8 protein-coding genes are annotated in these 12951 nt (G+C 43.8%); 5 read left to right on the top strand and 3 right to left on the bottom strand.

The features are described from left to right. Positions 1–4 precede the first annotated feature (4 nt). Positions 5–2071, bottom strand: a complete 2067-nt coding sequence (locus tag AB1K91_RS04155; protein WP_413088365.1) for a hypothetical protein — start codon at positions 2069–2071, stop codon at positions 5–7. Between the two features lie 284 nt (positions 2072–2355). Here AB1K91_RS04155 and AB1K91_RS04150 point away from each other — a divergent pair, with 284 nt between their 5' ends. The 4 genes from AB1K91_RS04150 to AB1K91_RS04135 all read left to right on the top strand — a co-directional run bounded on the left by AB1K91_RS04150 (position 2356) and on the right by AB1K91_RS04135 (position 8824). Further along, positions 2356–3303 (top strand): LCP family protein, encoded by a 948-nt coding sequence (locus AB1K91_RS04150; protein WP_413088363.1) that lies wholly within the window; start codon positions 2356–2358, stop codon positions 3301–3303. Between the two features lie 96 nt (positions 3304–3399). Then, entirely contained in the window at positions 3400–4323 is a 924-nt protein-coding gene (locus tag AB1K91_RS04145) for an LCP family glycopolymer transferase (RefSeq protein ID WP_413088361.1), read from the top strand. Positions 4324–4515: 192 nt separating this feature from the next. Beyond that, a complete protein-coding gene (locus AB1K91_RS04140; protein ID WP_413088360.1) occupies positions 4516–8061 on the top strand; it encodes a bifunctional glycosyltransferase/CDP-glycerol:glycerophosphate glycerophosphotransferase in 3546 nt (1181 codons plus the stop codon). Continuing rightward, positions 8054–8824 carry a DUF6270 domain-containing protein gene (locus tag AB1K91_RS04135; RefSeq protein WP_413088358.1) on the top strand — a complete coding sequence of 257 codons (771 nt, stop codon included), beginning with the start codon at positions 8054–8056 and terminating at the stop codon, positions 8822–8824. Before AB1K91_RS04140 ends, AB1K91_RS04135 begins: the two co-directional genes overlap by 8 nt. A gap of 36 nt (positions 8825–8860) precedes the next feature. Here the strand turns inward: AB1K91_RS04135 and AB1K91_RS04130 are convergent, their stop codons facing one another. After that, positions 8861–10513 (bottom strand): Na/Pi cotransporter family protein, encoded by a 1653-nt coding sequence (locus AB1K91_RS04130; protein ID WP_413088356.1) that lies wholly within the window; start codon positions 10511–10513, stop codon positions 8861–8863. Positions 10514–10973: 460 nt separating this feature from the next. Here AB1K91_RS04130 and AB1K91_RS04125 point away from each other — a divergent pair, with 460 nt between their 5' ends. Next, positions 10974–12266 (top strand): amino acid permease, encoded by a 1293-nt coding sequence (locus AB1K91_RS04125; RefSeq protein WP_413088386.1) that lies wholly within the window; start codon positions 10974–10976, stop codon positions 12264–12266. Here the strand turns inward: AB1K91_RS04125 and AB1K91_RS04120 are convergent. Continuing rightward, the gene (locus AB1K91_RS04120) at positions 12243–12863 is read right to left on the bottom strand and encodes a LysE family translocator (protein WP_413088354.1); all 621 of its coding nucleotides are present in this window, start codon (positions 12861–12863) and stop codon (positions 12243–12245) included. The genes AB1K91_RS04125 and AB1K91_RS04120 overlap by 24 nt on opposite strands. Positions 12864–12951: the final 88 nt, after the last annotated feature.

Here is a 12951-nt window from a genome sequence, read left to right as displayed (position 1 = left end):
CCAATCACCGATACAATATCGGCAATTGGCTGTTTGAAGGTGTTTTGATCCCTGTCTCAAAAACGGGGGTCAGTCCCCACTGTGTCGCTTTTTTATGCAATAAAATATTGGTAAGCTTTTGAATAGCCTTCTTTTGATGACGATAGAAAGTGGCTCGGCTCATATTACATGCAATTGCAGCTTTTACTGTGTTATTAGGGAAGCGAACGAAACTATTCATCAAGACATCCCTCTGTTCACGGGTAAGTTCATCGAGACATTTCATTACCTTACGCTGAACCTCGTGTCCATCATTGCAATCATTTAAGAAGTGACAATAGCGGCTTAGATCGCTAGGGCTTTGAATGACTTGAAGTATCTGCCTCGTCTCATTCTCCGTTAATATAGCCTTCTTTTTTTGATTTTCTGGCAGCATATGCATAACCCAATCACCGAAAGGTTTTGTACGCAGATCGAGCTCCATGATATCAGCTTTTGCCCATGATGTATCACAGCTTGTATCCTCTACAGGACGGCTCCTGAATCCGATTGTCTTTAAAAATTGTTTCAGGGAATCATTGGTAGCTACAAGAATGGCTCTCTTTCCAGTTTCCAGTTTGACCAGTTGTTCCACAATCAGCATCCCGACCAATTCTTCTCTCGTATAAGCCGTCACTTCATCCATCGCTGTAACCAAGATTGGAATATAAGTGTCTGCTTGTATTGCTGCTTGTCGGCATCCTTTAGGAGTAAAAATAGCATGCAGCTCCGTTCGGAAATGTTTTAAAAGCAACGGTGCCGTCTTCGTCGTGTATAGCAATACAAGGAACATGCCAATCGGGTTATTATTAAAATCCCGTAAGATTGCAATGCTGTCCGGATCTTGCTGAACGACAGCATCCAGAAATTCGTGATAGTTCTGATTATGTTCTTTATCGATGCTGTAGGAGCACCAGTTTTCCAAAAGCTTATGCAGTATGGGAACATCGCTGATGAGGAGCCTGCCTGTTCGGACTTGATGCATACGCTGTGTGAAACTGGCATATGCATTATGCTGCGGCCACATAGCTTGATTCATTTTGAGCAATGCAGCTGCAATGATGGCCCGATCCATCTGCGTAGCATGAGTAAGCTTTTGATACATTGCTTGCATACAAGACAGATGCAGCTGCTGAAGTCTTGCTGGCTCTCTAAGCTGAAAATCTTGTAACAAGTAGCTCTTGGCGACATCATGCAGCTTCAATCCGTATGGATGTAAGTCAATGAAAGACAGCAGTTGCAGTTCGCGATATTCTTGCAAGCTGACTGGCTGCCCGAGTACAGCTGCCAATAGCTCCTGATTGGCATATTCCATGACAATCAGCACTTCAAGGAGCGGATGGAGTGAATCAGCGGTCACTTCTTTTAATATCTTTGCACTGATTGTCTGACTGACGACTCTTATATCCGGATTCGTACTCTTTGTCATTAAATCGACAGCTAATGCCAGGCTTAAAGGCAGGCCATCTGTTTTGCGCGCTAAGTCTTGAATCTGTTGTGGAAACAAAGCAGTCGTTCTCTCTATATATTGTTTGGATTCCTCATAAGACAAATACTGAAGCGGGAGATGTACCATCTGGATATGTGCCGAAACTGGTATCGGCTTTCGCACAGCGACTGCAATGCCAATACCTTTAACAGCTAGCTGCGGCACAAATGTATGCATGAACCAATCTGTCATCTCAGCAAGCTCGTCGAAATGATCGATACATAGAAGGAGCCTTTCTCCAGATGGATTATGAAACAACACATCTAAAGTTGTATTTTGATGGAAGGAGTGTAACAGGTTATGGACGTATTCAATAAAACTTGCCGGTGTTTGCGGACAGGCACCGCCATCCAGGTAAAGACATCTGACCCTTTCTATTTTGGCTAGATGATTCATCTTCGTCAGCAGTGAACTTTTACCGATACCGCCCATACCTGAGATAACGAATAAAGTGGATATACCTTCATCATGTTTCAACCAGTTTTGGAATACAGCTAATTCTTTTTGTCGGCCAACGAATACGGTTTGCTGTGCCTGTGGTTCCATCGGTATGATATCTTCCACCTTTGCTCCTCCCTCATTGTTATAATCTACTAAAATTATATGAATATATTACTACAGTATCATTCCTAATTAATAAAAATTACAAAAATAGACAAAAACTATACAGAGTGATATTAATATGCTTAACTAGATCTGTCTATTAAGATTAGAGTGGAATAGTATTGGATTTGAGAACAAGGAATATTTATACTGGATATTCCTTGCAAAAATTATAAAAACTATATTCCGACTAGGCATTTCATGCTATTATCTTTAGTAGGTATTTTTTAGAAAGGCGGATCAACGTGACATTACAACGTCAGACGCGCAAGAAGAAAAAAGTGCGCAAATTCAGGGTGTTTATGATGGTATTCCTCATTGCTTTCTTGGCAATAGGAAGTTATGCTGCGTATGAATATATTTCTGCCTCGCGGGCTGCGAATGCAGATAACAATCTTAGTGATGATGTGGAATTCAATGGCTCGGATGAGAATGTCGATAATGTGAATGTACTTGTACTAGGAAGCGATTCCCGCGGGGAGGATAGTGCACGTGCAGATACCATTATGATTGCCAATTACAGCTCGGATACGAAACAGCCGAAGCTGATATCGATCATGCGGGATACGTACGTGAATATTCCCGGCTACGGCTATAATAAGATCAATGCTGCTTATTCCATAGGCGGACCGGAACTGATGCGGAAAACAATCACTGAAAACTTTGAGATTGATATTAATTATTATGCGGAGATTGATTTTAAAGGCTTTGAGAAGCTTGTCGATGCAGTGGCACCCGATGGTATTGAAGTGACAGTGACGCCGGAGATGACGACTGATCAAAAAGCTTTAGGTGTGCAGCTGACGGAAGGTACACAAAAACTCCATGGGGAAGAATTATTAGCTTACAGCCGATTCCGCCATGACGCAAATGGCGACTATGGCCGAGTGCAGCGCCAGCAGGAAGTCCTTGGCAAGTTGAAAGAAGAAGTGGCCAGTGTGACGACGGTTGCCAAATTGCCAAAAATGATTGGAATCGCCAATGGATATGTCAGTACGAATGTCCGTAATGGTTTGTTGTTGTCGATGGGTACCGATGTCCTTCGTGGGAAAACTGAGGATATAGAAACCATGCGAATTCCGATGGATGAGACGTATCATGATGCTCGTTATGACGTTGGAGCAGTATTGGAATTCAATGTCGGCGGCTTGGAGCAGAATGCTCAAGAAGCGCAATCCTTCTTGAACCAGTAATATAGACCTCTTCTTTTAGAAAAAATTAGGTAAAAGAAGAGGTTTTTCATGATATAATTTAATTTCCAGTGGTACAAGAATAAGGGGGATATGGTTTTGGGTAGGAAAGAAAAGCGTAAGAAGAAAAGAACTTGGCTGAAAGTAACGTTGAGTATAATTGCTATATTAATCATTGCTGTTGCAGCCACAGGAATCTATGCTGCTAACCAAGCGAAGAAAACAGTGAACACAATGCAGAAAGATTCGGCTTCAATTGATAAGAAACAATCAGCAACAAAAGTGGAAGATAAAGAAAAACTGAATGTCTTGCTGCTTGGTGTCGACCAGCGTGAAGATGACGCCGGACGCTCTGATGCGTTGATGGTTATGTCACTTGATCCAGCGAATGATTCTATGAAACTAATCAGTATTCCGCGTGATACGCGTACTGAAATCATAGGACATGGCACGACGGATAAAATCAACCACGCCTATGCCTTTGGCGGTGTGGACATGACGATTGATACGGTTGAGAACTTCCTTGATACCGATATCGACTATTTCGCTGAAATGAACATGGAAGGCTTGTCTGACTTTGTGGACGCCGTTGGAGGCATCACAGTCAATAACCAGCTTGATTGGATCGATGAAGGCTATTACAAAAAAGGTTATCACTATGCACAAGGTGAAATCCAGCTGGACGGACCAAAAGCGATGGGCTATGTCCGTATGCGACATTTGGATCCGGACGGTGATTTCGGTCGTAACGCCCGTCAGCGTCAAGTAATCCAAGCTGTCATTGATAAAGGTGCAAGCATCAACTCTGTGAGCAAAATCGATGATATCTTGGGTGCATTAGGTGATAATGTTCAGACGAATATGGACTTCTCTACCATGACGGACCTATTCAAGAATTACCGCAATGTACGCCAGAACTCTGAGAATTATCAGATGCAAGGAACTGGAACGACAATCAATGACATCTATTATTATGAGATTACACAGGATGAAATTGATAAAGTACATGATATGATTTCATAATGACAACTTTAAACCCGGCTGCGCTCTTTATGAGTGCAGCCGGGTTTATTTGTTTTTGGTATATGGTTACGAAACACCAATATGTAAGGCGGTAAGACATTATCTTTACAATTCCTTAAAAAATATGTAGTTTATTGTTAAATTGGTGTAAAGTGGTTATTGAAAACATTCCTATTGGAAGGAGCAGGAAATGTGGAGATAAGCTATGAACCATCGATAACAGTTGTCATGCCTGTGTTTAATGTGAATAGTTATATAAGACATGTTCTGGATTCCATCATTGCCCAGCGCGGATGGATGCTGACGAAGGAAATTATCATTGTGGATGACGGTTCCGCGGACGGGACTTTGGAAACAGTTAGGTTATATGAAAATGAATACGATTACATAAAGGTGCTTCAATCAAATAATCGCGGTCCAGGTTATGCCAGGAACGAAGGGATGAAGCTGGCGCAAGGGGAATATATCGCTTTTGCTGATGGCGATGATTTTATTCCAGCGGGTGCCTATGCGAAGATGCTGCACTATGCTCGGCATTGCGAAGCAGACATCGTTGTTGGTAATGTGCAGCGTTTTTCCAATGCGAGAGGTGTGTTTAACAGCGGTCTGCATAAGAAAATTTTTGAGGATACGCAGGAAAACACCCATATCTTGCAGTATCACAATCTTCTTTATGATACCACTTCTTGGAATAAGCTGTTCCGGCGTTCTTTCTTGATGGAGAATAGGCTTGTTTTTCCGGAGGATGTGCTATATGAAGATATCCCATTCAATATGGCAGCCCATTTATTGTCCAGCAGAACTGCGATCATTGAAAATATCGTCTATCACTGGCGTTTGCGGGATGGGTTGGACAGATCCATTACGCAGTCCAGGGATGAGCTGAAAAACTTCCATGATCGGATGCAAATGGTATCTGCTTTCGATCAGATAATCGAGGACTTACTCGCTCAAGGCGAGGACATACCGGCTGCATTCTTGGAGGCAAAAGAGAGAAAAATCCTGACGCTGGATCTGATGCTCTTTATAGACACATTAGAGAAATACGGCAGACAAGATCAGCTTACAATCGTTACCGTTATCAACAGCTACCTGGATACATTAAAAACCGACGTTCTATCCAAGCTGATTGCCAAGGACCGAATCAAGTACCACTATATAAAAGACAAAGATCTCGATGGTTTATTGGGCTTTCTGCAATCGAATATCAAGTTCACGGAGGTTCCGGTCACGCGCTGGCGCAGGAAGAAAAGGTTCAAACTCCAAAAAAGCCTCGGTGCTGCTTTGCCGCTGGAACTGAGTGATGTGGAACATGACATCTCACCATTTACCAAAATCAAAGAAGTGTCTGTTTCGGGAACGAAGCTTAGCATCGACTTTGTTGCTTTCCTTAGAAGGGTGAACTCCAAGAAAGTCGCGGTCAGGGCCTTTCTGGAGGATATAAACGGACAACTGAGTCAGGAAATCGACGTTACATTTGCTAAAAATAAACGAAATACATTGGCTTATGGAGAAGGAAAGAAATCGCATTTATTCAAGCGGTTTGACAATTATGATAGGTCGGATGGGAAGATCGTCATCGATTTCACGGATGACAGGATGAAAGCGATCATTTCAGGGGATGCGAAGATTCGATTGGCGTTCAGTGTGAATGGCAGCACGTATTCCGCATTCTTGGCGAATCCTGTAAAAGGGAATAAACCTCGTCCGTTGGCGCATGTGCTGGAGGATACCATTTATAAATTCAAGTACAATGCAGCTTGGCAGCTGAAAATCAAGAGTGAGGCTATTGAAGCGAATATCGCTGATTTCAGAATTGAAAAAGATACGCTGCTTCTGCAGGTCAAGGCATACAGAGATCGAAAGTTTGCGCTGCAATTCACTTCGAGTGAAGCGGGTCAGCTGCAGTACATCGTCAAACCCCAAACAGAAGAGGACGGCAAATATCTATTTGCTGTTGATATGAAGCAAGCTGATCTTATCCGGCATCAATTCGATGTACAAGGTATCTATTTGGATGACATGGACGTCTTCTCCGTACCGATGGAAGATACAGCTGCGAAGTATATCCCTATCTCGGGTGAAAGTAAAGAAGTACAGCTCCTAAAAGATACGAGTGGGAATCTGTCCATCCGTTTCTCCGACGAGCCAAGCCCTTTCCTGCGCCGAGCTGCATTTGTAAAAGACAAGCTGCAAATGACGGTTGAAGTGCGGAATCAGCAAAAGCAAACACCGACACAGGAAATGCTGCTGATAAAAGATCAGGCAAATGCACTTCAAGTTCCGGCTGCTGCTCACTTCATAGAGGGCGGGCGCAATGTTTTGTCGTTTGAAGTCTCTTTGGATCGATTGAATGACGAGCTTACGGGAAACAGCAGCCTGCACATCTTTCTGACAACCGCTATGGGGGAGGAAGTGATGGAGCGTCCGATTATAAGCAGTGAAGCGCTCATCGGTACAACGACGTGGTACCGTTCGGAGCTGAAGCTGAGAAGCAATGCATCCAGTCAGCTAAGGATCTCGCGTAAAAGAAAGAAGACATATTTTGAGGATGGACCACGCAGACAGATGCTGCTTGAGAGATATATTTATCCGCTCATGCGAGCGCTGCCGATGCGGAAGAATTACATTATGATGGAGTCATTCTGGGGCAGAACGCCTTCGTGTAATCCATTGGCGATTTATGATTATATGCAAAATCAAAATGGGAATTATAAATTCATTTTCAGTACAAATGATCCGTTGTACAAAGCAGAGCATCCGAATGCTGTAGTCGTCAACCGGCTATCATTCCAATACTATTATTATTTGGCTGTAAGCAAGTTCTTTATCAATAACGTCAACTGGCCGCTGCAATATAAGAAAAGAAAACAGGCCGTGGAAATACAGACGCTTCACGGCACGTTCTTGAAGACGATGGGATTGGATGTAAAAAATGAAGTCGATACCCAGAAGAAACTGCGGGACTTCAGAATACGGCATGGCCGTTGGGATTATCTTATCTCACCAAGCCCTTTCATGACCGAGACAGCAAGAAGAGTGTTCGAATACAAGGACAAACCTGTACTGGAAATCGGCACACCAAGGAACGATATCTTATTCAATGCGGATGAGGACAAGATAGCAGCTATAAAGAAGGAAATCGGGATACCTGCTGATAAGAAAGTGATATTGTATGCCCCGACTTATCGGGCCAAGACAGATAGTACGCTGCATTTGGAAATCGAAAAGCTGAAAGAGCAGCTTGGGGACGAGTATATCTTGCTGATACGGATGCATTATTTCGTTTCCGGTAATATCAGGTTTGGCGACCATGATGGATTTGTCATGAATATGGCCAAATATCCGAATGTAAACGAATTGTATCTGATATCGGACATTATGATCACAGATTATTCTTCGACTATGTTCGATTATGCTATCGCAAGAAAACCAATGATATTCTTCACTTACGATTATCAATATTATAAAAACGATTTGCGCGGTATGTATTTGGATTTCGAGAAAGAAGCACCAGGACCATTATTTGAAGAAACCAGTGATATTGTGGATTACATCCTGCATATTGACGAACGCAGAGCGTTATATGCAGATAAAGAACAGCATTTCATCGAGCGCTATGCCCAGTTTGAAAATGGGGATGCGGCCAAACAAGTGCATGAGCTGATTGCAAATCTGCAAAAAAACAGAAGCCTGCTTCCAAACCTTCAAGGAGGAGTGGTCAAGCCGGATGTATAACATGGCTGTTTATGGGAGCTGCGTGTCGCGGGATGTGTTCAATAGCCGGTTTGTACACGATCATAAAGAGCATTTCCGGATTGTTTGTGATCAGCAGCATGTCAGTTTGATTTCGTTGATGTCGCCAGCGATCGATCTCGATACAGATCATCTAGAAGGCGATGTCAGTGCTTTTTATAAAGAAGTTTTCAAGCAGGATCTAAGTAAGGTATTTTTGGAGGAGCTGACAGAGGCAAAGCAGGAGTGGCTGCTGGTGGATTTTTATACAGATGCCTATTATGGCGCTTGTCTGCTGCAGGAAGGCAGCTATATCACGAATAAACTATGGCAATATAAAAAGCTGCATGTATTCGAACAGCTTTCACCATTAAAATCCTTTTCATTTGAAGAGCACACCATGGAGTTCCTGACGCTATGGAAACAGGCTTTCGATGCTTTCGTGCGTGTATTGAACGACAGATCACCCGACACTAAGATAATAGTCAACCAAGCAAAGTTCATCGATAACTTGATGATGGATGGGAAAGAAACACGTTTATCCGATGTAAGGAAAGATCCATTCTGTATTGATCAAATCAATTATATCTGGCGTATGATGGATGAGTATGCAATTACGAATCATAGTGCAAGAGGGATGCATTTTGACAGGGAAGCCTATCATTTGATTGACCATCATCCTTGGGGAAAGTTTTATGTCCATTACAATCAAGCTTATTACTTGGATGTAAGAGACAAGCTTCTGGACATTATGGAGAGAAAATGAAAAGAGCTCTTGGCTGGTTAGCCAGGAGCTCTTTTGTTAATCGGTGATGGTATGCATATGCTTCGATTCCCCGAGCACTGCTTCTGCAATATTCACGGCATGGTCCCCGATACGTTCCAGGTTGCTGATGATATCGATAAAGACGATACCAGACTGTCCGCTGCAAGAGCCTTCCGTCAAGCGCTGGATATGCTGCTTGCGGAGTTTGCGTTCCAGTGTGTCGATCTTGTTTTCCTGTTCGACAACGATTTTTGCCTGCTCTTTATCATTGTTTTGCAAGGCGAGCATGGCGTCCTTCACTGTGTCGGTTGTAAGCAAGAACATGTTTGTCAGATCTTCCATGGCAGAGCTGGAGATTCTGACTTTGTTCGTCTGCTGATACTCGACGAGCTCGATGATGTTTTCGAAGTGGTCTCCGATACGTTCGATATCACTGACAGCATCGATCAATGCGCTGTGTTCTTCCGATTCCTGAGCGGAAAGCGACTCAGCTGAAATCCGGACAAGATAATCCATGATTTTACGGTCGAAGTTGTTGATAGCTTCTTCGATCTGATAAGCTGTATCTGCGTGTTTCACTTGCTTTGTCTGCAAGTATTGGCTTGTTTCTTCCAAACCTTGGACAGCAACTTCACCCATTCGGACAACTTCCTGCTTGGCATTACCCAATGCCACGGATGGGGATTGCTGGATGATGGCTGGATCCAATGCCTTTGCATTGAAGTCTGCCATTTTATCTTCGCCCGGGATCAATTTCGTTACGATCCAAGCAAGTGCAGCAACGAATGGAAGCTGTATCAATGTGTTTGTAATGTTAAACGTTCCGTGTGCGAATGCAATCGTCATACTTGGGTTCAAATCCCATGTTGTCTGCATCCAGTTGACGAGTGCCGTGTAAGGAATAAGCAAAACCAAAAAGATCACTGTACCGATAAGGTTGAATAATACATGTGTTGCTGCTGCTCGTCTCGCAGCTATGGAAGCACCGATGGAAGCAAGCACTGCAGTGATTGTCGTTCCGAGATTATCCCCGAATAGGATTGGCAAAGATGCTTGTAAATCGACAAGTCCTTCGGTATAAAGGCCTTGCAGGATTCCGATTGTGGCACTGGAGCTTTGGACCACGACCGTGAATAGCGTACCAGCCACGACAGCCAGAATTGGATTGTCGCTTAGCTGCACCGTCAGATCATGGAAAGAATCCAGGCTGCGCAATGGTTTCATTGCACCGCTCATCAGCTCAAGGCCATAGAACAAAGCACCGAAGCCGAAGAAGATTTGACCGAGGTTATTGATTTTTTTGTTTTTGAAGAAGAATAGCAATAAGGCCCCAACGGCTAGAATCGGCAGCGAATAGGCACCCACATCCAAACCGATGATAAAAGCGGTGATTGTCGTACCGATATTGGCACCCATGATGACACCGATTGCCTGGCGCAGTGTCATGAATCCTGCGCTTACCAAGCTGACGGTGATGACTGTCGTACCAGAGCTGCTCTGAATCAGGACAGTGACGATTATCCCGGCAAGGACACCCATCAACGGGTTTGTCGTGAATTTATCCAAAATATCTCGTAATTTATCTCCAGCCGACTTTTGAAGGCCGTCCCCCATCGACTTGATACCAAAAAGGAAAATACCCAATCCCCCGATAAAGGAGAAAATCAGTTCCTGTACATTTATATCCAAAACGTTCACCCCTAAGGTTTATAATCTGTCGCAAACACGACTATTATGTCTAATTGTTAAAGGTATGTAAAGGTCAAAATGAAAGGATTTACAAAACCTTTACAAAAGTGCTGTATTTGGATGGATTTGTGTTAAATAAAGGGAATTATGACCGAAAAAAGAGCCGTTCCTTTGTACGGAACAGCTTTTTAAAACCCAAGCATATCTCTATATCCGTTAAATACGATATAAATCGTACCGATCATCATTACTGCAAGCAGGACCAGCATGGTATAGAAGAAAGTCTTTTTTCCTTTGGATGGCATGATGAAGCTCCTTTTGCGTAGTCAATAGTATCATCATACCATGCTTGCCTTACATAATTCCAACGTTCCTCCTCATACTAACATGACGAGGAGGGAACGGGTTGAAAAAGCATCCAGGTAATAAAGGGCAAGGCAAGACATCCAATACGGGTAATATGAAATGGTGGCAGCTATCGCTTATCGGGATCGGCTGTACAATCGGGACGGGATATTTCCTCGGTTCGGTAATCGGTATCCATCTCACCGGGGGATCCATCATCATTTCTTTCGTTGCTGCTGCCATTGGCACACTGATTGTTTTCCTATCACTGGCGAAGATGACAGCGAGTGATCCGCAGGAAGGGTCGTTCTGCTATTACGCAGGCAAAGCATTCGGCGGCTGGGCTTCTTTAAGCTGCGGATGGACATATTGGTGTTCCAATATATTGATCATGGGCAGTCAGTTGACGGCGATTTCCCTGTTGAGCCAGTTTTGGTTCGAAAAGGTGCCGTTGTGGGTGTTTGCAGCCATCTATGCAGTACTGGCGATTATCGTGGTCCTGACGGGGGCGAAAGGGTTCAATAAAATGGAGAATGTATTTGCGGTCGTCAAGACAGCTGCGATTACGATGTTCATTGTGTTGGCTGCGCTTGTCTTATTTAATGTCATTTCGACTGAATCGACTTACAAGCCCTTTGAGGAATCATTTCTGCATGATGGCTGGAAAGGCTTATGGGCTTCCCTTATTTATGCCTTTTATGCTTTTGGGGGCATTGAGGTCATCGGGTTGATGTCGATGCAGCTGAAGAAAAAAGAAGACGCTGCCAAGGCGGGGACAATCATGCTGATCGGCCTTGCCATTTTTTATGTCGTTTCTTTGCTGTTGGCGATCAGTTTAGTAAAAACACATGATTTCAAAATGAATGAAAGTCCATTTGTTACAGCACTGAAGCAGACGCCGCTTGATTTCTTCCCGCATGTGTTCAATGCTGCTGTCATCATCGCCGGCTTCTCCACTTTATGTGCAGCGCTATTTGCGGTAACCAATTTGCTCGTTACGTTGGCAAAGGATAAAGATGCACCGCAGTTTTTTGCCAAGAAGCTGAAATTCAAGGATCTACCTTTGGCAAGTCTGCTGCTGGCAGCTGTCGGACTTCTTGCCAGTATCATTACGGCACTTTTATTGCCCGGGAAAATATATGAATACATTACGACAGCCGCAGGTCTGCTGCTATTGTATAATTGGCTGTTCATTTTGGCTTCTGCTTGGAAAAATGAAAAGTTCAAGCTAGGTAATAAACTAGTCACAATTATCGGAGGTATTTTGCTGCTCGCGGGTATAAGCGGAACCGCCGTCGAAGCAGAAGTGCGTCCTGGTCTTTATGTAAGTGGCGGCTTTGCCGTCCTCATCCTGCTGATCGGGATTTGGGTGAAGCGCAAGAAATCAGAAAATACGCAGCACGCCTAAATAACCGAAATAAATACCAAAGCCGAGCAATGATAACCCGGAAACAAGTGTAATGGCACGCAATAGTCGGTCATTCAGGAAACGGCGCAGACTGCTCGATAAAAGGGCAATGATGTTATCCCATAAAAAGACACCGACAAAGATGCTCGTCGTATAAAGCAACAAATGTTCAGCCTCGCCTTGTTCGACTATTTTGGCAAGTACGGACCCATAGACACCGACCCAGAACATGATGCTGATCGGATTGACGAGCGCCAGGAAGAATCCGTAGCGAAGTCCTTGCAGCGGAGCTACCGTCGTCATGCTGGCACGTGTCAATGTCCGCGTCTTCAGCACGCTTTCCATCCCAAGGTAAAGGAAGACAAAGCTGCCGAAAAAATATAGGAAAGACTGGACGATCGGAATCATGATGACATGATAAAACCCAAGATACACAAGCAACATATATAGGATATCCGCCAGCATGGCACCAAACCCGACGGATAAACTTTGCAGGAATCCACCGCGGATGCCTTTTTCCATTTGGGCAGCATTCACTGGTCCGACTGGAGCGGATAAACTGACTCCCAATAAAATATAGTGCAGGATATTTCCCATGCTTGGCCTCCTTTTCACTGGCTTGTACAGCCTATTCAGAAGAGGGGAAGGGTAGTCCATCTTTTTATTTTACAAAATATTAATGCAT

Origin of the sequence: Terribacillus jepli, assembly GCF_047228925.1 — a bacterium.
Lineage (GTDB): Bacteria > Bacillota > Bacilli > Bacillales > Amphibacillaceae > Terribacillus.
This window is presented reverse-complemented; position numbering and strand designations above follow the sequence as displayed.